The sequence below is a fragment of the Actinoplanes sp. CA-131856 genome, assembly GCF_050956135.1.
In the GTDB taxonomy this organism is placed as follows: Bacteria; Actinomycetota; Actinomycetes; order Mycobacteriales; family Micromonosporaceae; genus Actinoplanes.
Genome location: NZ_CP191849.1, coordinates 3,018,051 through 3,044,981, shown reverse-complemented (window position 1 = coordinate 3,044,981; position 26,931 = coordinate 3,018,051). Strand labels below are relative to the sequence as shown.

The 26,931-nt window shown below is 72.1% G+C and carries 15 protein-coding genes; 9 read left to right on the top strand and 6 right to left on the bottom strand.

What is annotated here, in order from left to right; translation table 11 throughout:
• The first annotated feature begins 14 nt into the window (after window positions 1-14).
• The 5 genes from ACQP2X_RS14375 to gad all read left to right on the top strand — a co-directional run bounded on the left by ACQP2X_RS14375 (window position 15) and on the right by gad (window position 4,551).
• A complete protein-coding gene (locus ACQP2X_RS14375; protein ID WP_498697147.1) occupies window positions 15-368 on the top strand; it encodes a nuclear transport factor 2 family protein in 354 nt (117 codons plus the stop codon).
• Window positions 369-396: 28 nt separating this feature from the next.
• Window positions 397-726, top strand: coding sequence for a PadR family transcriptional regulator (locus ACQP2X_RS14370; protein ID WP_498697144.1), 330 nt, complete (start codon window positions 397-399; stop codon window positions 724-726).
• Window positions 723-1,694, top strand: coding sequence for a hypothetical protein (locus tag ACQP2X_RS14365; protein WP_498697143.1), 972 nt, complete (start codon window positions 723-725; stop codon window positions 1,692-1,694). The genes ACQP2X_RS14370 and ACQP2X_RS14365 overlap by 4 nt, the downstream gene beginning before the upstream one ends.
• A 903-nt stretch (window positions 1,695-2,597) precedes the next feature.
• Window positions 2,598-3,332 (top strand): YrhK family protein, encoded by a 735-nt coding sequence (locus ACQP2X_RS14360; RefSeq protein WP_498700938.1) that lies wholly within the window; start codon window positions 2,598-2,600, stop codon window positions 3,330-3,332.
• On the top strand, window positions 3,247-4,551 hold the full coding sequence (gad, locus tag ACQP2X_RS14355) for a glutamate decarboxylase (RefSeq protein ID WP_498700937.1): 1,305 nt from the start codon (window positions 3,247-3,249) through the stop codon (window positions 4,549-4,551). Before ACQP2X_RS14360 ends, gad begins: the two co-directional genes overlap by 86 nt.
• Here gad and ACQP2X_RS14350 read toward each other — a convergent pair whose 3' ends face one another.
• Both ACQP2X_RS14350 and ACQP2X_RS14345 read right to left on the bottom strand, forming a co-directional pair.
• Window positions 4,552-5,181: a hypothetical protein gene (locus tag ACQP2X_RS14350; protein ID WP_498697141.1), complete on the bottom strand. Its 630-nt coding sequence runs from the start codon at window positions 5,179-5,181 to the stop codon at window positions 4,552-4,554.
• Window positions 5,182-5,197: 16 nt separating this feature from the next.
• Window positions 5,198-17,155, bottom strand: a complete 11,958-nt coding sequence (locus tag ACQP2X_RS14345) for a hemopexin repeat-containing protein (RefSeq protein WP_498697140.1) — start codon at window positions 17,153-17,155, stop codon at window positions 5,198-5,200.
• Between the two features lie 318 nt (window positions 17,156-17,473).
• Here ACQP2X_RS14345 and ACQP2X_RS14340 point away from each other — a divergent pair, with 318 nt between their 5' ends.
• Window positions 17,474-18,469, top strand: coding sequence for a carboxypeptidase-like regulatory domain-containing protein (locus ACQP2X_RS14340; RefSeq protein WP_498697138.1), 996 nt, complete (start codon window positions 17,474-17,476; stop codon window positions 18,467-18,469).
• 1 nt (window position 18,470) lies between these two features.
• Here ACQP2X_RS14340 and ACQP2X_RS14335 read toward each other — a convergent pair whose 3' ends face one another.
• Both ACQP2X_RS14335 and ACQP2X_RS14330 read right to left on the bottom strand, forming a co-directional pair.
• The gene (locus ACQP2X_RS14335) at window positions 18,471-19,991 is read right to left on the bottom strand and encodes a hypothetical protein (RefSeq protein WP_498697136.1); all 1,521 of its coding nucleotides are present in this window, start codon (window positions 19,989-19,991) and stop codon (window positions 18,471-18,473) included.
• A 1-nt stretch (window position 19,992) separates the two neighbouring features.
• Window positions 19,993-22,062, bottom strand: a complete 2,070-nt coding sequence (locus tag ACQP2X_RS14330; RefSeq protein WP_498697133.1) for a hypothetical protein — start codon at window positions 22,060-22,062, stop codon at window positions 19,993-19,995.
• A gap of 169 nt (window positions 22,063-22,231) precedes the next feature.
• On the opposite strand from ACQP2X_RS14330, the gene ACQP2X_RS14325 reads away from it, so the two are divergent.
• Complete coding sequence (locus tag ACQP2X_RS14325) at window positions 22,232-23,023, top strand: SDR family NAD(P)-dependent oxidoreductase (protein WP_498697130.1); 792 nt, start codon at window positions 22,232-22,234, stop codon at window positions 23,021-23,023.
• Between the two features lie 24 nt (window positions 23,024-23,047).
• Here the strand turns inward: ACQP2X_RS14325 and ACQP2X_RS14320 are convergent, their stop codons facing one another.
• Window positions 23,048-23,830 carry an SDR family NAD(P)-dependent oxidoreductase gene (locus ACQP2X_RS14320; protein WP_498697127.1) on the bottom strand — a complete coding sequence of 261 codons (783 nt, stop codon included), beginning with the start codon at window positions 23,828-23,830 and terminating at the stop codon, window positions 23,048-23,050.
• A gap of 118 nt (window positions 23,831-23,948) precedes the next feature.
• Between ACQP2X_RS14320 and ACQP2X_RS14315 the strand changes: the two genes are divergently transcribed.
• Complete coding sequence (locus tag ACQP2X_RS14315) at window positions 23,949-24,572, top strand: TetR/AcrR family transcriptional regulator (RefSeq protein WP_498697125.1); 624 nt, start codon at window positions 23,949-23,951, stop codon at window positions 24,570-24,572.
• Window positions 24,573-24,619: 47 nt separating this feature from the next.
• Entirely contained in the window at window positions 24,620-25,588 is a 969-nt protein-coding gene (ligD, locus tag ACQP2X_RS14310) for a non-homologous end-joining DNA ligase (RefSeq protein WP_498697121.1), read from the top strand.
• Here the strand turns inward: ligD and ACQP2X_RS14305 are convergent.
• Complete coding sequence (locus ACQP2X_RS14305) at window positions 25,585-26,886, bottom strand: lipase family protein (RefSeq protein ID WP_498697120.1); 1,302 nt, start codon at window positions 26,884-26,886, stop codon at window positions 25,585-25,587. The genes ligD and ACQP2X_RS14305 overlap by 4 nt on opposite strands.
• Window positions 26,887-26,931: the final 45 nt, after the last annotated feature.

Below are 26,931 nucleotides of genomic sequence, written 5' to 3'. Positions count from 1 at the left end.
GTACTGTTGCCGCCATGCCCGACCTCAAGATCGAACTTGCCTACCGCAACCTGCTGGAAGTCTTCGGACAGCGTGACCCGGAGAAAAGGGCCAAGGCCATTCGGGAGACGTACGCCGAGGACGTGACCTTCGCCGACCCGGACGGGGTCGTCACCGGGTGGGACAACCTCGACCGCAAGGCGCAGGACCTGCTCGACAAGGCGCCCGGCTTCGTCTTCGCGCCCGTCGGCGAGGTCCGCGTCGTGCAGGACCTGACGATGCTCGCCTGGCAGTTCGGCCCCGAGGGAGCGGCGCCGGTCGTGAGCGGCGTCGACATCTGCATCGTGGCCGATGGCCGGATCAGGAAGCTCTATACTTCGCTTGACTGAATATACCGGCGACCGTACTGTCTGACGGGTGCAGGAACCCACCTTTCTCATCCTGACCGCGCTGGCGGCCCAGCCGCTGCATGGCTACGGGATCATCCAGTCGGTCGCCGAGCTGTCCGAGGGCGACGTCAATCTGCGACCCGGCACGCTTTACGGCGCCCTCGACCGGCTCGACCAGCAGGGCCTGATCGCCGTCGACCGCGAGGAGGCGGTGAACGGCCGGCTGCGCCGCTACTACCGCCTCAGCGACGACGGGGCCGCCGCCCTGACCGAGCAGGCCGACCGGCTGCGCCGCCGCTCCGCCGCGGTCGACCGCCAGCTGGCGCTGCGGCCCCACCCGGCCGGCGGTGCCGCGTGACGTACAAAGCACTGCTGGCGGCGTACCCGGCCCGGCTGCGCCGCAAGCACGGCCCCGAGCTGATCGAGACCATGCTCGAGATGGCCGCCCCCGGCGCCACCCCGGCCCGCGCCGACCAGCGCCGGCTGGTGCTCGACGGGCTGCGCGAGCGCTTCCGGCCGCCGGTCCGGCGCCCGCTGGCCCTGATCGCCGTCATCGCGACCCTGCTGGTCGGCGGCGCCCTGGGCGCGGCGGCCGGTTCGTGGCTGGGCACGTTCGGCTACGCCACTTTGCCCGAGCCGGCGGCGCTGGGCTTCCCGGCGGGCGGCGCCGCCGACCACTACCTGTGGGGCGAGGAGCAGAGCTCGCTCCCGGCCGCAGAAGGCGCGGAAGCGACCCGCCAGAAGCTGTCCGCCGACGGGTGGACCACCGGCCCGCTCGTGACCGGCGACGGCTCCGACGGCATCCTGGCCAACGTCCACTTCGGCGCCGAGGCCGAGGGCGTTCATCTCGACGTCTACGCGTACCCCTCGCTCGGCACCATCACCGTCGCGGGCTGGCCGTCACGCCCCGCTTCCTACCTGCCACTGACGATCGCCGGAACCGTGCTGGGCCTGCTGTCCGGCTGGCTGATCGGCGTGGCGCTGGCGCACCGGGTCCGGGCCGCGCGCCGCCCGCTGCGCAGCACGGTGCTGATGACGGCGGGCCTGCTCCTCGTCATTCCGTCGGCCGCCGGTTTCGTCGCCTCGCTGGTGCGCTACCTGACGGTGGCCGAGCCGCTGGGCACGGGCGAACTGGTGCACGGCCACGGCTTCGCCTTCGGCCCCACGATCGACCTGCTGCGCGCCTACGACTTGGGCGAGGGCTCGATCCTCACCCCGAGCGACCTGCAGCAGCTGCCTTTGTGGGGCTTCGCCCTGATCACCGTGGCCGCGTTGTTGGCCCGCCCGCGAAGAGACCCCGAGCCCCGAGGAGTGACAACGGCCTGACATCCCTCTCGACATCCCATTCGCGCCAGTCCAGCTGACTCCAGAACCATTGGCACGCCCCTGGCCGAGAGGCCGGCCCCGATCGGCGATCCTGTACCCGCCGCCCGATCGGGGCATCAGCTTTCCTCGCCGCCGGCGGGGCGCCATGGCATCGCGTCGGCTCTCCTCGCCGTCAACGGGGCACCATGGCATCGCGTCAGCTTTCCTCGCCGCCGACGAGGCGCCATGGCATCGCGTCGGCTTTCCTTGCCCCCGCTGAGTGCCGTGGCATCGCGCCCCACCGGCCACGCGCAGGTCGTGGCGTTCGGCTGATGCCATCACGCGCTGAAGTCGGCCCGTAGTCGGAAATTTCCGGAATGCCCGAGCGTCCGAGCCACCCCGACGGTTGAGCGGGGTGACTCGAACGTGCCACGCCCCTTCGACCAGGCAGACGGCCGGGCCTGCGGGCGGGCGGCGTGCGGGCGGGCGGGCGTGCGGGCGTGCGGGCGTGCGGGCGTGCGGGCGTGCGGGCGTGCGGGCGGCGCATCGTCTGCCTGCGATGGCATCGGCCCGTCGGGGGCGTCCACGTCCCGGCCGTCGACGCTGCGGCGACACGGACCAACGTGGCCTTACCGCGCCGCCGGGATTCTGCTGCCGCCTCGTTGTCGGTGGTGTTCGGGATGGACGACTTTGCTCTAAGCCGGGCCGCCGGTGGATGACGGCTGATCGACGCGGTCGCCCGCCGCCGCGCCGTGCGGGCCGAGTGGCGCGTCGGCGTTAGGGGCGGGTAGGACGAAGCTGAGGGGCGGGCGGGACGGAGCTGAGGGCGGGTCATCCACGGCGGGTGATGTGCTGGTGCGGGTGCCGACATTGCATGGGAGGGGTTGAAGCCCTTCTGCCGATCTCGTGGGGGCGCGCGTGCGCATGCGTCCGGCTCGTCTCAATGCGGCGATCGCCTGTCTGTTCGTTGTGGGGTCGTCCTGCTTCGTTCTCGGGTCGGTGCCCGCATATGCCGGGGCGGTCGGTGATGACGCGGACGCATGGACGTACTTCATCGGGTCGTTGTTCTTCACCTCGGCTGCTTTTCTGCAATTGGTGCAGGCGCAGGTCTACGGGCCCCGGCCGCGCGATCGGAACTGGCTGGCCGCCGTCACCCAGTTTCCGGGGACGCTCTTCTTCAATGTCAGCACGCTTGTCGCCCTTGTCCACAATCTGTCGGTTCAGCAGGAGGATCGGCACGTCTGGCGGCCCGACATGTTCGGGTCCACCCTTTTTCTCGTCGCCGGCGTGTTCGGGGTTCTCGCCGCCGGTGGCGGGTGGCGGGGCCGGTGGATCGCCTGGCTCAACATGGTGGGCTCGATCTTCTTCATGGCCTCGGCCCTGGCCGGCTACATCCTTCCGAGCTCCGGTCAGGTGCTCGCCCTTCGGGCCGATCTCGCCGGGACGCTACTCGGCGCCCTCTGTTTCCTGGTCGGGGCCGTTCTGCTGGTGCCCGTCCGCCCCTATCTGAGGAGAGCACATGACCGGCACGAGCGACGCCGCCCTCTACGGCAACCGGTTCGCCACGCACGAGGTGCCGACGCGGACGTTCCCGGCCGACGGGATGACGGCCCAGGACGCCTTTCGGCTCGTCTCCGAAGACCTGGCCCTCGAAGGTGATCCGGCCCGGAACCTGGCCACCTTCGTCACCACCTGGATGGAGCCCGAAGCGCAGCGGATCATCGCCGGCAACCTGCACCGGAACTTCATCGACCACGCGGAGTATCCGCGCACCGCCGAGATCGAGCAGCGGTGCATCCGGATGCTGGCCGATCTCTTCCACGCGCCGGGCGAGACCACCGGCGCGCGGACGCAGGGGTCGTCCGAGGCGATCATGCTGGGTGGGCTGTCGCTGAAGTGGAACTGGCGGAAACGGCGGGGCGGCTCCCCCACCGCTACGCCCAACCTTGTCTTCGGCGGGGACGTGCATGTGGTGTGGGAGAAGTTCTGCCGCTACTTCGACGTCGAGCCGCGGATCGTGCCGTTGCGGCCCGGCAAGTACACGATCGGGCCCGACGATGTGGAGCCTTTCGTCGACGAGAACACCATCGGGGTCGCGGCCGTGCTGGGCACCACCTTCACCGGGCACAAGGACGACATCGAGGGCATCAACGAGCTCCTGCTGCGGATCAAGAGTGAGCGCGGTCTGGACGTGCCGCTGCATGTGGACGGGGCCAGCGGCGGCTTCGTGTGGCCCTTCCTCTACCCGGACACCGCGTGGGACTTCCGGCTCGAGCAGGTGCGGTCGATCAACGTGTCGGGGCACAAGTTCGGGCTGGTCTATCCGGGCATCGGGTGGCTGATCTTCCGGGAGAGCGCCGACCTGGCCGGCGAGCTGGTCTTCACGGAGAACTACCTCGGCAAGACGGACTCGACCTTCACGCTGAACTTCTCGACCGGCTCGGCCATGGTGCTGGCCCAGTACTACAACCTCGTGCGCTACGGACGGGCCGGCTATGCCTACATCATGAAGAACATGCAGGTCAACGCCCGGGTGCTGGGCGAGAAGCTGGCCAAGATGGGTCTGTTCGAGCTGATCGGGCCGGACGAGGAGCAGCTGCCGCTGGTGGCGTTCCGGCTGGCCGCCGACAACGGGTACGACGAGTTCGACCTGGCCTGGCAGCTGGCGGCCGAGCGGGGCTGGATGGTGCCGGCCTACACGCTGCCGCCGGACGCGCAGAACGTGACGATCATGCGCGCCCTGGTCAAGGAGACGATGAGCCGCGAGCACGTCGACACGCTGGCCCGCGACATCGAGGAAGCGTGCGCGACGCTGGCTACGAAGGGCGGCGCGCACGAGACCGAACGGAACCGGATGATCACCGGGCCCGGTCACTGATCAGCCGATGGAGCGGGGCCCCGTACGGTCGTCGGTGAGGCCGTCGACCATGGCCCGCAGGGTGTCCACGATGTCCTGGTCGGTCATCGTGGACCAGTTGGCCAGCATGTCGTCCAGGGCGGCCCGCAGCGTCTCGGACCGGCTCGGCGGTGGCGGGGCCGGCTCGGCCAGCTGGATCGACTCGAGGGCGGTGCGCACGCCCATGACGACGAACTCGGCCGCCTGATGACGGCCCTGCGAGACCAGGTTGAGCACGGCGTGCGGCACGTCGATGGCGTCGGCCATGAGCTGGGCCACGGCCGGGGTGAGAACGGTGTCGGACGAGGCGATCAGGGCCGGCTCGGCGCGCTTGGCCGGTGGCAGCGCATCGTCCGCGTCCGTCACCGGGTCGACAGTGGGTCCGGCGACGGTGGGGGCGACGAGGGCGGGCGCGGCGGTCTTGGTCGGGGGCAGCCCGACCTGTGTCTGCGCGCGCATGCCGATCACCGGGGTGGTCCGCTTGGTGGGGGCCGGCGGGCCCGACTTGCGGCCGGTCGGCGTCCACTTCACCGCGCTCACCGGTGTGGTCCTGGGCAGGGTGGGCGTCGGCGTGACCGCCTTGGGGCGGCGTGGAGTGGTGGGGTTCGGCATGACTGCTCCCGTCTTGTCAGAGGGCTTGGTACGTCAGCACCAGGCCGACGTTGTGGAGGGCGGCGGGGTCGCCGTCGAGGGTGAAGGTCCAAAGAGCGCCGTCGCGGACGCTCAGGCCGGGTGGGGCCAGCAGGGTCCCGGAGGTCAAGGGCTCACCGTCGAGCAGGAGGCGGGCCAGGACGCCGTCGGTCAGGTCGTACGCGGTCAGGACGCCGGTGATGCGCCGGCCGGCCATGCCGGGGAACATGTCGGTGGCGAACGGCAGCTCCAGCGGGCCGCCGGCCGTGAACGACTCCCATTCGGCCGGGAAGTCGCGGGCCACGTCGAACAGCCGGGCCGCCGGGCGCGGCTTGAGCATCGCCTTCACCGTCTCGGCGAAGGCCGCGCCGCCCGTCTCGGCGGTGTAGCGGAGGGTCAGGAGCACGTCGTACGGCGCCGCGCCGGCCGCCGATCGCGACAGCCGCCACGCCGACACCGCGCCCGTGCCCTCGAACGGCAGGTAACGCTCGTCGTCGTAGCGCAGCTCGAACAGCCCGTTGTTCGGCTGCCCGGCGTCCACCTCGGACAGCGCGATCTCCTGGCCGCCCCGCCAGTCCCCGCGCACCGTGGACGGCGCGACTCCTTGAGGATCGAGCAGATGACGTACGGCCGAAGGATCTGTTGACAGGACCGTCTGGTGCGAGAGCTGGGTGAGCGTGGCGTTGAGCGCGAGCACCTGCCCCTCGGCGTCCAGGAAGGTCACCGCGATCGTGCGCAGCTGACGGCGGTAGTGGCCCGGGAAGTCGCGGTCGAACAGGTTCTCGGTGAACGCGAACTCCCCCGCCCCGCCGTCGCGCAGGCTCAGCAGGGCCACCGGGTCGAGCTCGCTCAGCCACACCTGCCGGGTGATCTCCAGGCCGCGGCCGCCGTCGTCGAGGTGGGCGCGGCCGAGACGGTCGAGGTCGACGCTGAGGGCGGCCCCGGCCAGCAGGCCGTTGCGCCGGCTGTCCCAGTACGCGGGCGCGATGAACCGTTCCTCCGAGCCGTGCTCGAACTGGAAGGCCCGCTCGGCGGCCGAGGCCGTGTCGTAGGTGAGCTGGTACGCCTGGAAGTACAGGCCCGACATGCGCCCGGCCATCCACGTGTACAGCTCGGTGTTGGCGAACTTGGCCCGCAGGAACGCGGCCACCTCGTCCAGGCCGGCGATCTCCCGCTCGGCGATCTCGGCCTCGCGCCGGGCCACCGCCACCTCCTCGCTCGCGGCGGCGATCTGGTGGTCGAGCTGGAGCACGTCGCTGCGGGCGGTCGCCACCTGCAACGTCCAGTCCTGGGTGAGCCGCTCGTGCTGGGCCTGCCGGCCGAGCGCCTCGCCCATCATGCTGAACGCCTCGCCGAGCGACTCGCTGGTCTCGGCGAACTTGTCCAAAGACGAGCCGGCCTGCTCGCCGCCGGTCTCCGAGCCGAGGATGAACGGGCCGAGCGAGAACTGCGGGACGACGTGCGCGAGCGCGGAGGCGCCCTTGAGCACGCCCGCCGACAGGTGCAGGTTCCCGGCGTGCCGCATGGCCTCGAGCTCGGCCGTCTCCAGCACGGTGAGGCCGGCCGCGAGCAGGGTCTCGTAGTGGGTGATCCGGTCGGCCGCGGCCGTCCGGTTCACGGTGAGCTGGGCCAGGTTCTGCTCGGCGGCGCGCACCCGGGCCAGCCGGATGTCGCGGCCCATGGCCCGGATCGCCTGCTCCTGGCGGCTCTGGAGAAGCGACAACTCTTCGGCGCTGCCGCGTTCGAGGACGCCGAGCAGTTCGCCGCCGAACTGGGTGAGCCGGTCGGCCAGTTCCCGGGCCTGGCGGTGGACCGCGGCGAAGCGCAGGTGGGGCACGGCCGCGGCCGCGTTCGCGGCCAGCGAAGCCGGGGCCGCGCCGTCGGCCACGCCGGCCACCAGGGACGCCGCGTCCACCGGCGGCGCGAACAGCGGCAGCGACCGGGCGACGCCGAGGATGTCCTGCGAGGCCCGGATCTTGGCGAGCCGGTCCTCGACCCGGTCCCAGTAGGCGGCGAACATCCGGTTCTCGCCGATGGTGAAGTACGGGTCGGTGAGCCCGGCGTGCACCTCGCCCGCCCCGGCCAGCAGGGTGCCGCCGCCGGTGAGGAAGCCGAGCACGTCCTGCTCGGTCAGGCCGGCCGCCGTGCGGGCCGGCAGCAGCCGGGTGGCCAGGCGCTCCGGGCGCTCGCCGAGCAGGTCGTGGGCGAGCACGTAGAGCATCCGGGCCTCGTCCACCGTCTCCGGCGTGAACTGCCGGAACAGCATGTCACCCCAATCGAGGAGATTGTCGATGTACGCCATCACGACCGCCCGCCGATAGGCGACCGGCCGCAGCCCGGCCACGGCGTGCGGATCGAACGGGTCCTCCTGGTACGCCCGGAGCAGGCTCTCCCGGTCGCCCACGGCGTCGAACAGTGTGGCGGCCTCGACCGCGAGCAGGGTCGCCTCGCGGAACCGCTCGATCGCCTCGCGGCGGGCCGGCGTGACCGTCTTGACGGCGAGCATGGCCCGTACGGCGTCGGCGATATCCTTGTGTTTCGCCGGGTCGGTGATGGTGACCAGGGCGGCCTGCTCGGCCGGGGTCAGCGGGCCGCGGCTCTGCTCCACGGCCGGGGCCAGATCGCGCAGGGCGGTCAGCACCGGATCGAGGGCGGTCTGGGTCCTGGTGGTCGACGATCCGGCCCGGCGGACGCGGGTGAGCAGCTCGGCCAGGCCGTCGGCCAGCTCGCCCGGGTCGATCGCGAGGAACGGCAGGAACCGCCAGCAGGAGCGCGGGTCGGTGGGGTCGAAGACGTACTCGTACCAGCGGCGGGCGTCGGAGAAGCGCTGGGCCTGGTTGAGCGCCTGGGCGATCAGCACCGGGGCGTGGAAGAAGATCTCCCAGTAGTAGAGGCCGTTGGCGCTGCGGAAGTCGAGGTGCGAGCCGCTGGGCAGGCGGTCGTCGTCGACCAGCTCGTCGGAGACCCGGATGGCGGTGACGTCGGCCGGGTCGACGCTGAGCGGCACCTCGTCGGTCTCCTGGGTGCTCAGGTCGAGCAGGGCGTCCACCCCGCCGGAGAGCAGCTTGCGGTTGAGCTCCGAGGCGGTGCCGGTGGTGAGCCGGACGATCTCGAAGGGCAGGCGGGACAGCTCGTACGGGCGGGGGACGTCCAGGGTGACGTCGTGTTTGAGATAGGCGTTGGGGCCGAGGAAGAAGATGCCGGGCAGGGCCGCGGTGAACGGCGTCAGCTCGGCCCACGCCCCGGCCACCGGCACCGCGCCGGGCAGCCGGTTCGGCTCGGTGGTGGCGACGATCCGGCAGTAGTCGGCGCCGCTGAAGAGGTAGACGTCGGTGCCGCGGGGCAGCACGGTGTCGATGACGCGGGGCAGCTTCGCCGGATAGCCGTCGTCGACCAGCGGGGGCACCGTGTCGCCGTCGAGCGTGTACCGGACGTACTCGTCGCCGCGGGTCAGATAGAGCTTGCCCCCGCCCACCCAGGCCGCGTCGACGGCCTGGGCCGCGACGATGGCGCTGGGCACGTGGATGGGCCGCGTCACGTCCCGGCGGCGCGCGACGCGCTGCACGTACTCGTTGCGCTCGTTGTCGAAGAAGTACGTGGTCCGGTCGCGCCGGGCGACGACGTCGAAGCGCACGTCGCTGGCGAAGCCGTCGCCGTTCGGCTCGCCGAACGGGGCGCCGCGCTCCCGCTGGGCGGGATGCGGGAACCGCAGGGAGCGCCCGCCGCCGATGAAGAAGGTCGCGTCGTCGGTCACCAGCACCGTCCGGAGCGCGAAGGGCTCGGAGTCGTGCCGCCACAGCTCGGCCAGGGGCCGGCTGGTGGCCGGCGCCTCGGAGGTGACCCAGGTGCCGCCGGAGACGAAGTACTCGACGCCGTCCGGGGTGGCGAAGGCGACGTCGATGCGGCCCAGGTACGGGATCTGGTCCGGGTTGCCGTCGATGTCGCGCGGATAGCCGGGTTCGGGGCGCTCGAACGGGGTGCCGGTGAACGCGACGTACTGGCGGCCGCTGAAGACGAAGGTGCGGTCGCCGCGGAACAGGACGGCGTCGACCGGGCCGGCCGCGGGCAGCACCTGGCGGGCCGTTCCCCAGCGGGGCGCGATGTCGCCCGTCTCGGCGCCGGAGCGCCACCGGTGGCCGGCGTTGTCGAAGAACAGCCGGGTGCCACCGGGCAGCGCGACCGCGGCGTCGACCGCCGTCCAGTCGGGGCCGGGGGCGGGCAGGCCGTCCTCGTTGCCGGTCAGGGGCAGCTCCGGCGCGTCCTCCGGTGTCACGGTCACGGGCCGGCACAGGAAGCTTCCGCCCTTGTGGTCGACGCTGAACCAGGGCCACACGTCGGTGCCGGCGGGCGCGTCGAGGCGGACCACGGCGGCCGGGTCCACGGGGTCGAGGAAGATCTGCGCGACCCGGCCCGCCGTGACGGCGTCCAGGTCGTCCTCGGCGTCCGCGGGCAACTGGTCCGCGTACAACTCGGGGTTGAGGTCGTAGAGCAGCCGGGCCTCGACGGCCGCGCCCTCGGGCGGCGTCACGGTGTACGCGCAGGACGCGAGGACCGACATCCGCCCGGTGTCGGCCTTCATGCGGGGCAGGACCAGCAGCCGTACGCCGGAGATCGCCCCCTCGTGCAACGGGCTGTCGCCGAGCGTCTGCTCCGGCACCCACCCGCCGGTCAGGTCCTGGAACGAATAGCGGATCCGGACGCGCTGGGTGGCCTTGGCCTCGACAACGGTCTCGATGACGGTCCAGAAGACGAAGACCCGCCCGAACGCGTGCACCGGATGCACCCGGTCGGCGTCGATGCGCACCCCCACCGGCTGCCACGGCTCCCAGGTCGCGGCCAGGTTCATCCGGCTGCCGAACTCGGCCCGCCGGTGGTAGTAGCGGCGCGGGTCGGTCTTGGTGCGGCCGAACAGGATGAGCCGGCGCGGCCCGTCGGCGAGCTGGTCCTTCGTGTAGACGTAGCCGCCGGCGATGGTCAGCCGGGACACCTCGGTGTACTCGTCCAGATAGCGGCGATAGGCCCGGTCCACCGTCTCGGCCGTGATCTCCCCTTGCAGCAGGTCGCTCTCCAGGGCCTTGAAGGCGGGCGTACGGGTCGTGCGCAGCTCCGGGCGCAGGTAGTTCTCCGGATAGAGGAAGACGGCCCGGTTGGCCTCCCACAGCCGGTAGGCCCGCATCCACGACCACCAGCGCCGGACCCTCTCCCGGGTCTCGTCGTCACCCTCCGGCTGCTCCAGGTTGAGCAGATAGCGGTGCAGGTAGAGCTGGGCCGCGCCGATGCCCTCGCGGATGCGGGAGGTGACCTGCCCGCCGCCCGCCCGCACGTCGAGCAGGAACCGCGCGAACAGCTCGCCGGGGGTGCCGCCGCTGGCCGCGACCAGCGCGTCGCGGACGGCCTCGTTCAGCTCGTCGTGGATCCGCTCGGTCAGCTCGGCGGTCAGGAAGGCGCCGTCGCGCAGCTTCGAGGGGGCGACGCCGGTCCGGCCGGCCAGCGCGAAGATCACGGCCGCGCGGGCCAGGAACTCCAGCTCCAGGCGGTCGGTGTCGTCGGGGAAGCGGGAGACCCGGCGCCACCAGCGCAGCTCGGCCGCGTCCCAGCCGAGCACCTCGGCCACGTGCGCGTACGGGTCCTCCAGAGGCGGGGCGCCGGGCGCGAAGGCCGGTCCGAGCCCGAGCGCGCGGTAGGCGGCGATCAGCCGCAGGTCGCCGAGCCGGTAGTCGGCGGTGTCGGCGAAGCGGTCGGCCACCCGCCGCGGGAACGTGCGGTCCATGGCGGCGTAGCCGTCGCTGTAGCGCGCGTAGCGGTCGCCCCGGACCAGATAGGTGCGGCCGCGCAGGGTGAAGGCGCCGTCGACGTGGTCGCCGAAGCCCCAGTCGGCGGCGATCGGCCGGGGATAGCCGTCCTCGACGACGTCGAACACGCCGGCCGGGTAGCGGACGTACTGGGTGCCGCTGAAGGCGTACAGCTCGCCGGTCGGCGCCACGAAGGCGGCCTGGAGACCGGCCTCGCGGAAGTCGTCGCGGGGCACACCCCACGCGCCGGCCAGCGGGGCCACGGCGCCGTTGCGGGCGTACTGGTCGCCGGCGAACAGATAGGTGTCGCCGCCGGGAGCCTGGAAGGCGGCGTCGATGCCGTGCCGGAAGCCGGGCGGCAGGCCGGGCAGGGCGGCGCCCAGGGTCAGCGGGAAACCCTCGTCGACCCGCGTGTAGTCGTCACTGGTGTAGCGGATCGCCTGGTCCCCGCTGAACAGGTACGTGTGCTCGGCGGTGACCAGCGCCGCGTCGACGCGCCCGCGCTCGGTCACGGTGTTCCGGGCCCGCCCGAGACGGCGTACCTCGAAGGTCGTGGTCGTCTCGTGCGACAGCACGTGGCAGGTGTCGCCGGCGAACAGGTAGATGGTGCGGTCGTTGCTCACCACCGCGTCGACTCCGCCGGTCAGGGCCTCGACCGGCAGCGCCGCGAAGGCGTCCTCGTGGCTCAGGTTGCCGGCGATCGGCCGGGGATAGCCGGGGTCGGTCCAGCGGTAGTCGCTGGTGCTGTAGCGGGCGTACTGGTCGCCCGAGAACACATAGGTGACGCCATCGTCGGCGAACGCGGCGTCCACCTTGGTGAACGTGTGCGGGGTCAGTCCCCAGTGGTCGCGGACGGGGCGGCGCTCCGCGAACGCGCCGCCGGAGAAGCGGGTGAAGTCGAGGCCGAAGAAGAAGTACGTCGCCCCGTCGCGCCCGGTGAACGCGGTGCGCAGATCGCCGGCCGCGCCGATGCCGCGCCACAGGCGGGCCAGGGGCCGCGGCGCCGCCCACGTGCCGGTCGCCTCCTCGTAGGTCAGGCAGGTGTCGCCGACGAGCACCAGCAGGTGTTCGCCGTTGGCCAGCACGGCGTCCGGCATGGTGAAGCCGTCCGGCAGATAGGCGGGCGGGATGCCCCAGAAATCGGCACCGGCCTCCTGCGGGAAGTCCTCGTCCGGCTCGTCGAGCTCCTTGCCGGAGTAGACCAGGTAGCGGCCGGACGGCTCGAACAGATAGGTGACGCCGTCGTAGACGTAGGCGAGCGCGACCTCGGTCAGACCGGCGAAATGCTCGGAGATCAAGAACGGCCCCTGAGCGTACGCCCCGGCGTAGTCCAGCCCGTCGTAGACGACGAACTGGTCGCCGCTGAAGACGTACGTGCGCCCGTCGGCCGCCACGAACCCGGCGTCGGCCACGCTCTCGTGCCACAGGTTGTTCCGCGGGCGGCCCCACTCCTCGGCCACCGGATAGACCGCCCTGGCCGCGTTGTTCCAGCAGTCGGCGCCCTTGAAGACGTACATGGCGCCGTCCGTGCCGTGCAGGACGGCGTCGATGTCCTTGCGGTACTCGGCCGGTACGCCCCGCAGTCGCCGCGGTTCCCGCTCGACCGACTCGACGAGGGTGCCCTCGATCGAGGTGTAGCGCCGCCAGCCGTAGTGGCCGAGCGAGAACAGCGCCCCGTCGTCGATCACCGCGCACGCCGGCGGCTCGCCCACGGCGCTGTCGTAGCGCCGGTAGGCCGCCGTCGAGGCCGCGTGACACCGGTCGCCGCTGATCAGATAGACGGTCCCCCGGTCGGCGAAGGCGGCGTCGATCGTCTCCGGCACCTCGGCCAGGCCGGTCAGGCGTGGTTCCTTCGGGAGCTCGGCCAGCCGCCGCGGATAGCCGAGGTCGACCACCCTCGCGTCGCCGGTGTAGCGGACGAACTGATCGCCCGAGAACAGGTACGTGTGCTCGCCCGCGACCAGCGTCGCGTCGACCCGGCCGGTGCGCGCGATGTGGTTGACCACGGTGCCCCAGAAGCCGGCGGTCGGCGCCGGGTAGCGGTCGTCGAGCCGGGACGAGGAATAGCGCGCGTAGTCATTTTCAGAGAAGAAATAGGTACGGCCGTCCATTCCGGTGAACGCGGCGCTCAGGGTCTCGAAGGGCAGGTCGTCCCACTGCTCGGCCAGTGGTCGCGGTGGCGTCCACCAGCGGCGCCGGCCGTCGAAGGTGGTGACGGCGCCGCCGGCCACCAGGTGGACGCGGCCGTCGCCGGTGGTGAAGACGGCGGCGCCGCGCGACGGCAGCGGCGGGTTCCACCAGGCCTCGTCGAGCGGGCGCGGATAGCCGGCGTCGGGTTCGCTGTGTTCGCGGCGCTCGCTGAAGCGCACGTGGAAGCCGTCGGCGCCGGGATCGCAGCCCACTTCGAGGTGCTTCTCGGTGCGGGTGACGGTGAGCCGCACTCCCCCGGCCGTCGTCAGCTGCCAGGGTGCGCTCACTGTCGTACCCACCAAGCCGTGCTCTTCCAGAAGGCCGAGCAGCCGGCCGGGCACCCGTCCGGCCTCCAGCTCCGCCTCCGCGTCCGGGTCCCGCGCCGTACGGAACAGCAGGCCGCCCTCGCCGAACAGGTGGGTCGCGCCGTCCATCGTGAAGGCGGCGGTGACGCGGCGCAGCCCGAAGTCGGTCACGGCGCGCGGATAACCCGAGTCGACCGCTGTGTAGTCGGCGGCCGAATAGCGCACGTAGTGGTCGCCGCTGAACAGATAGGCACGCCCGTCGAGCCCGGTCAGCGCGGCGTCGACCCGGCCGCCCGGCAGCACCGGGGCCAGCACGCCCCAGCGTTCGGCGGTCGGGGCCACACTCGGGCCGTCCGGTTCCAGGGCGATGGTGCGGCCGTCCTTGAACAGGTGCACCACGCCCGCGCCGTCGGCGAAGGCCGCCTGGACGCCGCTGTCGAACCCGCCCGGCAGCTCGGAGGCGATCCGCCGCGGATAGCCGTCGTCGGCGCCCAGGTCGTCGTTCTCCACACAGTTGCTCTGCCGGATCACCTGGTCTCCGGAGAGGAGATAGAGGAACGATCCTTTGACGTACGCGGCGTCGAAGCGCTCCGGCCACGGCACGCGGCCCCAGAACTCGGCGATCGGCCGCGGCTCCCCGCCGACGGCCAGGAAACTGTCGCCGGCGAACAGATAGGTGACGCCGTCGTGGCCGCGGAACGCCGCGTCCAGCGTGCCCCGGAACCGGGCCGGCAGCGGGGTGCCGTGCACATCGCCCTCCCACCACTCACCGACGAGGCGGGGATAGCCGGGATCGACCTGCGAATAGTCCGGTCCGGAGTAGCGGACGTAATGCTCTCCGCAGAACAGATGGACGCGCCCGGCCTCGTCGACGAAGGCGGCGTCGATGCGGGCCGCCGGCTCGGCGAAGACGTTGCGGACCTTGCCCCACTCCTGGGCACGCCGCGTCCACCGGGTGTGGCCGGGCTCCCGGACGAGGGTGGACGAGACGCCGTCGCGGTCGCGCCCGGCGATCCAGCTCGTGCCGCCCGGATCGGTGAAGGCGGCGTCCACGGAGACGAGGGACCCGAAGATCTCGGACACCGGGCGGGCGACGGCCGACGGGAGGGCCCAGTAGCGGTCGCCGCGGAAGAGCAGGGTGGGCTCGCCGTCCCGCTCGAGGATGGCGTCGATGCCGTCGGCGCCGGCCGGCAGCGCGACCGGCTCGGCGTACGACTCCCGCAGGTCCTGGTCGTGGAAGGCGACGGCCACGTCGGCCGGTCGCAGCCCGAGACGGGCGGCCAGCACGGCGAAGCCGCGGAAGCGGCGCATGGTGACCGGGTCACCCGGGTCGCCACCGATGCCCGTCCAGATCGCCTCGGCGGTGGCGGCCGAGATGCCGTACGCGTCCTGCAAAGCCGTGAAAAGCGTGTCCCGCCGCACCCGCTCCCAGGCCGCGAAGGTCGCGGTGATCTCGCCGACGGCGGCGGTCGTCTCGACGGCGGCCGCGTGCAGCATCAGGAAGACCTCGCGGCTGAAGTCGCCGAGCTCGGGCACCACGAAGTCGTTCACGTGGTGGGCGCGGCCGAACCAGTCGAGCAGCTCCTCCGGGACCATCAGCCGCTCGGTCAGATAGCCGGCGTCGACCAGGAGCTGGGCCGGCACGATCTCCGGGTCGACCCGGTAGGGGGCGCCGTCGGCGGCCACGGTGGCCAGCCGCAGGGCGATCTGCGTGTTCTCGGCGCCGGTGAACCGGCCGCCGTCCAGGGCGCGGCGGGCCGCCTCGGCGTCGGCCAGATCGCGGAAGTCGTCGACGGTCAGCGCGGACATCTCGGCCCGGGCCCGGGTCAGCTGGCCCTGGACGGCGTCGAGCAGCCGGGCCCGCAGCGGATGGAAACGGACGTCCACGGTGAACTCGGCCGGGGTGAGCCGCACCAGCCCGGCCGGGTCGCGATAGGCGTACTCGTCATCGAGGTGCCCGTTGAACTGCATGCTGCGCAGCAGGGTGTCCCAGTCGTCGGCGTCGTCGATGAGCGGGGCGAACTCGACCGGGTCGAGCGGGATCACGGCCCGGGTGAAGGCCTGCGACCGCTCCCGCAGGATGTCGTGCACGTGCCCGGCCAGGCCGGAGAGGTCGGCGTTGGCGTCCTCCAGGTCGGCCCGCAGCAGCCGGCCGTCGGTGTCGACGTACCCGTTGAAGATCAGATTGTCGTAGAGCTCGGCCCGGCCGGCGTCGTCGAGCCCGTCCAGGGCGCGCAGATCCGACGGGAAGCACATCGGCAGGTCGTCCTGCTCCCACAGATCGGCCAGCAGCCAGGACAGGCTGTGCTGCCAGGCCGTGAAGTCGCCGGCCAGCACGGGTTCCTCGCCGGTCAAGGGGATGCCGTCGGGATCGAGGTAGCCCCGCAGCACGAGGTTCGTGTAGATCTTCGTGGCGAGCCGGTCGTCCAGGCCCAGCCCGAGCAGGTCCTCGGCGGCCACCTGGGGCAGTTCGCCGAGAACCTCGTAGGCGCTGAGCTCGGGCAGCAGGTCGTGGATCACCTGCGCGGCCCGCGGCCCGAACCGCTCGGACTCGAAGATCCCGGCCTCGGGCCAGTCCTCGCCGGGCGCCGGGAACGCCTCCACGTCGTCGCGGTGGCGGCCGGCGCCGAGCACCATCAGCAGGTCGTCGGTGGTCATCCCGGTCTCACCGAGCCACCGGGCCAGGCTCACGACCTTTTCCACGTCGTCGCCACCGGCCTCGAACAGGTCGAACAGCTCGTCGACGCCGATGCCGAGCGCGTCGGTGAGCACACCGACCCGCGAGAGCAGAACCGGCGTCACCGTGCCGTCATGACGCTCGACAACGGTGGCCACCTCGGCCTCCGTCAGCTCCACGGTGGTCTCCAAGCCCGCCACCAGGGAAACGACGGTCTCCAGGGGCCGGTCGAGATCACGCCGCAGATCGAGCAGGCCGGCGATGGTCCTGATCGCGGCGGCGTCGATCCGGTTGGCGCAGCAGGAGCGGAGCACGAGGTCGAGCTCGGTCAGGGACAGGCCGGTCCCCCGGGCCAGCCGCACGAAACGGTGCGCCCGCTCGAACCACGCGGCCGTGCGCGGCGTCCCGCCGATCACGCTCAGCAGAGTCTCGGTCTCGGCCTGGGTCACCCCGAGCGCGGCGCGTTCCTCCAGTTCCGGGTACGGATCGCCGTCCCCCGGCGGCACACCCAGGCACTCACGCAGCCGCGCGCCGTCGGCCAGCTCGGTCGTGATGAGCGCGGTCTGCTCGCCGGTGAGCCCGAGCGCCGCCCGGGCCGCGACGTCCGGATCGGGCTCGTCGGCGAAGGCACGGTAGACCTCGGCCCGATCGGTGCCGAGCCGCCGCAGGGCGATGCCGTCCCGCGCGTGCCCCACCGAGAACGGCAGCGACAGCGGATGCACCATCTCGGCCGGCGATCGCTTCCCGGGGCGCGCGGCCAGATCGGCCGCCAGCACCTCGTTGACGATGTCCAGATAGGGCACCTCGGTGCTGGTGTGCTCGGCGTCCAGCGGCACGCCGCGCAGATCGGGCCGCCGCTGGGCGAGCCCTTCCCCGCCGAGCCGCAGGAGATCGGCCAGATAGGCCGCCGGCGAGCAGACCGACTGGGCGTCGTCGCCGCCCCGGAAATCGAGATCACCGAACAGCTGCTGATAGCTGGGCAGAGAACTCATGCGCGCGCTCCCCCTGTGACAACCAGGCGGGCTTTCACGCCAATATCGTTCCGGCGCCCCGCGCTCCGGTCGAGGAATGGCCAGGAATCAGCCGCAGTTTAACCGTCCATTGTGATCCATCGATTCCACCGATCAATCGACCCACCCCGGCCCGTCCGCCCCGATCCCCGCCATTCCCGAGACCACACGAAATAGCCCCCAGGCGCGGATATATGGCCCCACGACGCGGCGGCGGATCGCGCGGGCGGTGCGGGACAGGGCATAGTGTCCTGCGGCGTCATCGGCCGGTGTCGCTTGCCGTGGAGAAGGTGGTTGGAAGTGACGACGCGTTCCCCTGCCCGATGGGCCCGGGCCGCCGCAGTGGTGGCGCTGATCGGAGGGACGCTCGCCGTGTCCGCGACGCCGGCGGCGGCCGCGCCGGCGCCCGTCAGCATTCTCAGCGTGTCGGCCGACAACGTGAAGCCCGGCGACAAGGTCCGGGTCAAGTTCCGTGTCACCAACACCGGCGGCGGCGCCGGGACGGCCATCGTGGTGGTCGGTGGCGGCCTGCCCTGCGCCACCGGCTGCCGGGTCGAGCCGACCCTCAGACCCGGCAAGAGCCAGGACTTCCAGGCCACCGTCGTCGCGCCCGCGGTGGGCGCGGGCGAGACCCTCGGTCTCAACATCTCGGTGGGTGTACGGCTCGGCGGGCAGAACAGCTACGACTTCAAGATGATCACCATCCACGGCTCGGGCGCGTCGCAGCCCAAGCCGTCGCCGAAGCCGGCGTCGAAGGTGGAGGGCGTCTCCGGCCGGGTGCGCGACTCCGGCGGCAAGGCGCTCGGCGGTGTGGCCGTGACCGTCAGGGACAGCGCCGGGCACGACTATCGCGCGACCACCGACGGGAACGGGCGGTTCTCCATCGTCGAGCCGATCGCCGCGGGGCGGCTCACGGTCGTCGCGGCCCTCGACGGCTACCGCACGGCCCGCACGACCCTGAAGGCCACCACCGGCACCGCTAGCGTTCGGCTGGCCCTGGCCGCCGTGCCCGCGCCCACCACGACCTCGCCGACGCCCACCGCGACGGCGACCGTGGACGAGGCCGGCGTTCCCGAGACGGACGCGACCGCCGCCTCGGCGGCACCCCTCGCCCTCACGACGGTCAGTGACGAGGGCAGCGGGCCGCTGCCGTTCGTCCTGGGCGGCCTGCTGATCGGCGCCGGGCTGACCGCGCTGGCCGTGGTGGTGATCCGCCGCCGGAAAAAGCCGGCCCCGGGCGGCATGGGTGACGCTCCGACCGCGCTGCTGCCCACGGTGCCGCCCGCCGGCCACTAGATCAGGTGGAGATGCCGGCGTAGTTGAGCCAGCGCTCGCGCGGGGACAGGCGCAGGCGGATCTTGCTGGGGTCGACGCAGCCGAGCAGCGGGAGGCGCTCACGGATGCGGAACTGCGCGGCCTCGGTGGCGTCCGTGAGCAGGCGCTGGACGGCGGCGTGGTCGCGGTGCTCCTCCGACAGCATCACGACCAGCTTGGCCCGGCCCCGCACGACGTCGCCCCGGCACAGGCGGGACTGTGCGTAGGCGATCTCGCACCGCCGGGTGTGCGGGCGCAGCGCCGCCTGCACCTCGGACAGCAGTGCCGGAGTGTCGACCGTGCGGTGCGGCAGCTGCCACCACAGCCAGATCGGGTACGGCACCCGGCCGGTGATGGTGGCGCCGGTCTGCTGGCTCGACGGCGGATACGTGCAGCGCATGGCCGGGCTGACCGCGACCTTCCAGTCGTCGATCAGGCTGTCGTCGGTCTCCCCGGCGGCGCCGGGCGGATGGCCGGTGACCGCGCTCAGGTGGGGCAGCGCCTCGAGCCAGCCGCCCGACCACTGCGGGAGCGGGCGGGGCACGCCGGCCGCGACCGGGAGCACCAGGTTGATGAACGTGGTCTTGCGCATGCTGGAGATGGAGGCGGCCAGCACGCCGATGCCGCGCGCCCGCAGGGCCGCCACCGCCGCCGCCGTCGTGCCCGTGCGGGACGGGCCGACCACGCTCGCGATGACCGCGCGGCGGGGTGTCAGGGCCGGGGCGTCCGGGAACAGGCGGTTGCGGGCCTGGCGATAGCGCTCCTTGTCGAAGCCGCGGATCGTGAACCACTCACCCCGTACCCGGTTGAGCCTTTGATCGCTGAGTTTGAGGCCGAATCCGTACTCCTCGGCCAGTGCCGCCAGCTCCGTCTCGAAGTCGAGGCGGGTGCCGGACAGGGCCGGGTCGACGCCGACCGAGAAGCGCAGGCAGGGACCGATCGCGTCGCGCAGGCGCTCGCTGGAGCCGTCGCCGCGCTCGGCCTTGCTGGTCTGCGGGACCGGGGCCACGGGGGTGTGCAGGTGGAGCACGGGGGCGTCGCGTTCGGCGGCCAGTCCGGTGAGTTTCTCGATGACGAGGGCCTGCATGAGGGCTTCGCGGTACGTCGGCGACCAGTGCGTCGTGCCCAGCGTGATGATGACCTCGACCTTGCGGGTGGACTGGTTGAGGAAGCCGGGGTTGGGCACGGCGTAACCGGAGTAGGCGTACGTGTCCCGCTGTCCCGTTCCTTCCTCGAGCCCGATCTGCACCCGGCCGCTGAACGCGGTCATGGCCGACGGCCACGTCGACGTGGACACCGACAGGCCGGCCGCCGAGAAGTGGCAGAAGTCGGTGGGCCAGCCGTTCGGGTCCTCCTTGTCGGGGTCGATCGGCGGCGCCGGCACCGAGCCGTTCGCGGCCCGGTGGGTGAGGGTGAACTGCACCGACGAGAAGTGGGTGCCGGCCGCCTCGGCCGCGATCCGGGCCAGCTCGGACGACTTGGTGGAGCTGGCGGGCTCGGTCATGTCACACCTCGCCGCGGGCGTCGAAGAAGTCGTCCGGTTCGACCGGGTGCCGGGTGGAGCGGCGGGCGTCGCGCAGCCACCGGGGCACCTTCGTCGAGCGGGGCACCGAGCTGCCCCGGTGGATCCGGCGGGCGTAGAACTCGCACAGGCAGCAGACCAGGATGCCGAGCAGGACGGCCAGCGCCAGCTGGAACATCCGGGTCATCTCCTCGTCGGACTGCACGGTGCCGACCACGATGGCCAGCGCCGTGGTCACCACCACCGAGGCCGCGGCCAGGGTCCGCTGGAACTTGTGGAGCTGGCCCAGCACCGATTTCGTGCTGGGCAGGTCGAGCCGGGCCAGCAGCAGGCCGGGCACCAGCAGCAGCACGGCGACGACGGCGTCGGCCTGCTCGGGCGCGAAGTGGTCGGACACCTCGGACGAGTGGAGCCACCGGACGCCGCCCGACAGCAGCGTGCCGATGCCCAGCACGACCAGGGCCAGCCCGGCCACCATCCGGGTGATGCTCTCGATCAGGGCCGGCGCCTCGTCGGCCAGGGCCATGTAGGCGAAGACCCGCACCGGCTCGGTCGACTGCGGGCTGAGCTCCACCGACGGGCGGCGCCAGTGCGCGTGCGCGCCGTGCTCGCGGGGGTCGTTGTCGGTGGTGACGTCCCGGCCCACCTGTGACGCGCGCAGACCGGCCGCGATGTTGAGCAGGGCCGGGCCGGCCAGCAGGCTCTTGGCCAGGTGCTGCATGCCGTCGGCCGCGTAGTGGGCGCAGAACGCGGCCAGCACCTCGAGCGAGCAGTCGCCGCGGGACAGTGCCTCGATGACCTGGGCCGAGCTCATCCGCACGGGCGGCGGCGCCGAGCCGGGACCGACCGGGATGGGCAGGCGGGCCAGGTACGCCTCGTAGCCGGCCAGGTCGACCAGGCGCCGGCGGCCCAGCTCGGCCAGCCGCGACGCGATCCCCTGCATCTCCAGTTCGAGCAGCTTGTGGTGGTCGCCGAGCCGGGCCGCACGCCGGGCCACCGACTCCAGGTCCTGGGCCAGCACCTCGACGAACTCCTCGTCGACGTCGCTGGACATCAGGAACCGGCGCACGCTGATCTCCTGACGGACCTCCAGGGTCAGGTGGTACGCCTTCACCGAGCGCGGGATCTCGGTCTCGTACTCGACGACGAACTCGCGGTTGACCGGCAGCACGTTCTTGGCCAGCGTCTGCAGCGGCGCCGGCCGGTGCTGGGCCGGCAGCAGCGGCGCGTCCCAGGTCAGGAAGCGGCGGGGGCGGTCCAGGCCGAGCTGAGCGACCAGGATGTACTGGCGTACGGCCAATTGCAGCAGCCGCGCGAAAGGCACCTGCTGATCCCCCGGGAAAAGAGCGTCGAGACCGACGAGCGCGAGGTCCCGTACGGAGTGGGAGCCGCCCCCACGCGCCACCGGCGCCGCCAGCTCGGCGTGGTCGAGCGGTGTGTGCAGCCGCTGCCCGGCCGGCGCCCCCACCATGATCAGCTCGGTGATCGCGGCCTCGATGAGCCACCGCGACCGCTGATGGGTGTGCCGCAGCTGATGGATCGGGCTGGCCGGGGCCGACACGTCCTCGTGCGCGTTGATCAGCATGAAGAGCAGCTTGACGAAGGCGGCCGCGGTGACCCGGTTGGCGTCGCGGTGCGACAGCCGCGGCACCACCTCGCCGTTCGACTCCCGGATGACCACCGGCGCCAGGTCGCGGCGGCTGTACCGGGACACCGGCACCCACAGCGACGGCCTCTCGCCCGGCATCACCTCGCCAGGCACCACGAGCGTGTCGCGCAGCCGCCCCGAGATGAGATCGAGGTCGACGTCGACGCTGATGGTCCGGCTCATGTGCCCCCGGTCCATCAGCGTCAGATGCTCCGAGAGCCGCGGCAGATGGTCGAGCCGGAACGACAGATCCATCAGGGCCAGCCCGAGCGCGGCCTCGCGGCTGGGAAAGGTCACGGGCGAGGTCGGCACCGGCAACGCCCGGATCATCGTGCGCAGATGATCGAGCGGTCCGTCGCCGGCCCGGTCGGCGATCGCGGAACGCCCCCGGAGATTGACAGTCATACCCCTCCCCCATAGTCATCTTGGCCGCATCCACCGATTCGACGGCTGATCTGTCGCCATGACGACTGGATTGAGGGCTACCGATCCACTCATCGAATGCTCATCGGCCGGCGGCAGCATCGAATCAGCCGCCGCGGCTCCGGTCGGCGGCCATTCCCGAGGAGGACCCATGGACCTGCAGCTCGAGGGCAAGACCGCGTTCATCAGCGGATCGAGCCAAGGTATCGGTTTCGCCACCGCCAGGGCGCTGGCCGGCGAAGGCGTGAACGTGATCCTCAACGGTCGCGACACGGCGAAGCTCGACAAGGCGGCCGAGGCGCTGCGGGACGAGGTCCCCGGCGTGTCCGTCAGCGGCCTGGCCGCCGATTTCGCGGTCGCCGAGGACGTCGACCGGTTGTGCGAGCGCCTCCCGGAGATCGACATCCTGGTCAACAACGTCGGGCTCTTCGAGCTCAAGCCCTTCGAGCTCATCTCCGACGACGACTGGCGGCTCTACTTCGAGGTGAACGTGCTGGGCGGCGTCCGGCTGGCCCGGCGCCTCATGCCGGCGATGCTGGAGCGGGGCTGGGGCCGGATCGTGTTCGTCAGCAGCGAGTCCGGCGTCAACATCCCGGCCAACATGATCCACTACGGCACGTCCAAGACGGCGATGCTCTCGGTCGGCAACGGCCTGGCGAAGCTCACGAAGGGCACCGCGGTGACGGTCAACTCCGTGCTGGGCGGCCCGACGTACTCCGATGGTGTCGCGCGGACGGTGCGGACGCTGGCCGGTGCGCAGTCCCTCGGCGAGGAGCAGATGAAGGCGGCGATCATCGGCGCCAACAAGACGTCCCTGCTGGGCCGCTTCATCGAACCGAGCGAGATCGCGAACGCGGTGACGTTCCTCGCGAGCCCCGCCGCCTCCGCGATCAACGGTTCAGCCGTGCGCGTCGACGGAGGCGTCCTGACCACCCTGCTGTAAGCCGGCGGACCCGGTTGCCATCTGTCACACCCGTCCCGGCAGGGCCGGGCCCAGCAGCAGGCCGCCGTCGAGCACGAGTTCGGTTCCGGTGGCGAACGACGCCTGCGGCGAGGTCAGGTACAGCAGGGCGGCGCTGACGTCGGCCGGCTCGCCGAGGCGGGGCACCGCGAACGGCTCCGGGTCGTAGAAGTCGGCGATCGGCCGCTCGCCCGGCGCGGCCGGCTCGGTGATCAGCTTGGTGGCGACGACACCGGGGTGAACGGCGTTGACCCTGATGTTGTCGCGGCCCAGTTCGAGGGCGGCGCTCAGCGTCAGGCCGCGGATCGCCCATTTGCTCGCGACGTAGGAGGCATAGAGAGCACCACCGCCGTACCCCATCGTCGAGCCGACGTTCACGATCACGCCGCCGCCGGCCCGCCGCATCGCGGGGGTCACGGCCTTGATCCCGAGAAACTGCCCGGTCACGTTGACCGCGAAGGTGCGGTCCCAGAGGTCGCGGTCGGTGGCTTCGATCGTGACGGCGGGATTCTGGACGCCCGCGTTGTTCACCAGAATCGTCACGCGGCCGAAGGCCTGCTCGGCCGTGGCGACGGCCGCGGCCCACTCCTCCTCACGGGTGACGTCGAGGCTGACCGCGACGGCTCGTTCGCCCAGCTCGGCCGCGAGCGCGGCGGCCTGCCCCGAGCCACGGGCCGTGCTGCCGATGACGACGTTCGCCCCCTCGGCGTGGTACGCCCGGACGTGGCTTTCGCCCATCCCACCGGTGCCACCGGTGGTCAGGGCGGTCTGATTGGTGAAGCGTGACATGGAACCGATCCTTACCGGGTAGGGTGGTGAGCTGACCGACTCACCTCACCACCGGACGGTACGGGCTCCTGGCGTGGTGAGTCAAGTGACTCACCTCGCCATCGGGCATACTGGGGCCATGACCACCGAGCCCTCGGCGTACCACCGGCGCGTGGCCGAGGAGAAGCGCGCCGCCATCCTCAAGGCGGCGACCAGCCTGTTCCTGGCGGCCGGCTACGACGGCACCTCGCTGGCCAAGATCGCGGACGCGGCCGGGGTCTCCAAGGCGACCCTCTTCAAGCAGTTCCCCACCAAGGCGGCGCTCTTCGACGCGATCGTGACCGAGTCCTGGCAGCTGGAGGCGGCCGGCGACCCGGAGCCGCCGGCCGGGGACCTGCGAGCGGGCCTGACCGCCGTCGGGCGTCGATATGTCGAGCTGCTCACCCGTCCCGGGATGACCGCGCTGTTCCGCATCGTCATCGCGGAGCTGCCGCGCTTCCCCGAGCTCGGCGAGGCCCAGTTCTCCCGGGGGAAGATGCCGTACTTCGAGTCGGTCAGCCGCTATCTGGCCGCCGTGCACGACGCCGGCTTCGCGAAGGTCGACGATCCCGACCTGGCCGCGACCCAGTTCCTCGGGATGATCGCGAATTTCGTCTTCTGGCCCACACTCCTGCTCACCGACTGGTCGCCCGGGCGACCAGCGATCGAGCACGCCGTGGACGAGGCGGTGACCACCATGATCGCTCGTTATCAGGGTGACTGAAAGGCGTTCGCCTGCGGTACGCCGCCCGTCCGCACCACGATCACGGGATGTGCGCGGCCGTTCCGGTGCCGCCCGCTGTCGCTCCCATGCTGGCCACGCCGGGGCCGGTGCCGGCGGGCGAGGGCTGGGCGGCGGAGATCAAACACGACGGGATGCGGGCCGGGGTGACGGCCGGCGGCGACCGGTGGCGGGTGCACAGCCGCACCGGCCGCGACGTGACGGACCACTTCCCCGAGCTGGCCGTGCTGCCCGAGCTGCTCGGCGGCCGGCGGGCCGCGCTCGACGGCGAGCTGGTGGCCCTGGACGCGGCCGGGGTCTCCGACTTCGCCCGGCTCCAGCAGCGGATCGGCGTGCGGGATCCCGGCCCCCGGCTGCTGCGGGCGGCGCCGGTCACGCTGTACCTGTTCGACCTGCTGGTGCTCGGCGACCGGGAGCTGCTGGCCACGCCGTACAGCGAACGCCGCTCTTTGCTGGAGGAACTTGACATCCGGGGCCCGGCGGTGGAGACGCCGCCCTCCTTCCCGGGCGCCGCGGCCGAGGTCTACGCCGCCGCCCGAGAGCACGGGCTGGAGGGTGTGGTCTGCAAGCGGCTCGCCTCGCCGTACACGCCAGGCCTTCGCTCCAAGACCTGGATCAAGACGGTCATCCCGCACACCGCGGACGTGGTGGTCTGCGGATGGCTGCCCGGGCGCGGCCGGTTGCGCGACACCATCGGCGCGCTGATCGTGGGCGCCTACGACCGGGCCGGGCACCTGCAACTGGTCGGCCGGGTCGGCAGTGGACTCTCCGGCACCTCCCGGCAACAGCTCGAACAGCGGCTCACCCCGCTGCGCCGGTCCCGTCCGCCCGCGAGCCACGCCGAGATCGCGGCGATGGCCGAGGCCACGTGGGTCGAGCCCGAGGTGGTGGCCCGCATCGCGTACCGCTCGTGGACGGGCGGGACCCAGCTGAGGCACCCGGTCTATCGAGGCGTGCTCGACGACCGGGATCCCTCGTCGGCCCGGCTCCCCGATTAGGGCTGGATGGGCAGGATGGCGCAGGTGGAGAGGGCCGGCAGGCCGGCCAGCCGGTGCGTGAGCCAGTCGACGGCCGTGCCCTGGTCGGTGAGCAGCGGGCCGAAGTGGTTCAGCAGCGCGCTGCCGGACTCGAGCTGGCCGATCGGCGCGTAGACCACGGAGCCGCCCAGGCGGCACCAGTCGGCGGCCATCGTGCGGGCCTGCGCGTGCGGCACCAGATTGTCCCGCACGCCGGTGGCGACCCGGACCACACCGGTCGGCTTGCGCTCGCCGATCCGCTGCTCGTCGATGAAGGCCCGCAGGGCCGGCTCGGCCGCGGTGACCTCGGCCAGCGATTGACCGGACGTGGTCCACGACGAGCTCGTACGCCCGGCGTAGCCGAAGATCCCGTCACCGACACACATGGTCGACATGGACTTCAGGGCGGCCCGGCCGGCGTCGCTCAGATATTTGCCGACCAGCGGCCGCAGGGCCGGCTCGGACTGCACGAACCCGTTCACCGACCAGCCCAGCGCGGCCACCAGCTCACTGCCGTCGATCGCCGCCGTGACCGCGGCCAGGTCGGCCGGGGGCGCGCCGGCATAGGTCGCTTTCAAGCGGACATCCGGGGCGTACGCCGACTGGAGCTCCGCCGCCGAGGCGACGGCGCCACCGCCCTGGCTGTACCCGTAGAGCCCGACGGCGGAGGCGGCGGTGAGGGAGGTGCCCGGCAGCTGCCGGGCCGCACGGGCGGCGTCCAGCACGGCGTGTCCCTGATCGACCCGGTTGACGTACGTGTGCAGTCGATCGGTCGTCCCCAGCCCGAGGTAGTCGGTCTGCACGACGGCGATGCCCTTGGCGAGAAGCCGGTAGAGGGCCAGCACCTCGTACCCGATCGAGATGGTCGTCTGCCCCTGCTCCGACCCCAGCACCAGGCCTTTCTCCAGCGCCAGGGAGGTGGAGCACTGATCGCCCTGCCCCATGGTGCCGGGCGCGAGAACCACCAGGGGCCGCGCCCCCGCGCCCCGCCAGGCCGCGGCCGGCTCGACGTAGGCGCCGGTCACGGCGACGGCCGCTCCGGACGCGTCGGTGGACTTGTACATGATGCGGGTCGCCGTGCCCGGCAGCGTGCCGGTGATCCCGGGCAGCGACAGCGCGAGCCGCAGCGGCTCGGTGCGGACGAGCGCGCCGTCGGCCGCCGGCAGCGTCGCCGGCGGCGTGTAGAACGCGGGAACCGTGACCGCGGCGGCCGCCGCGGGCGAAGGGACAGCGATCGCGACAGTGAGCAGAACGGCGGCGAGAAGTGTGCGTCTGAGCATGTCCGGCCTCCACAGGGGCTCTGGTTACCGGAAGGTAACCAGGCC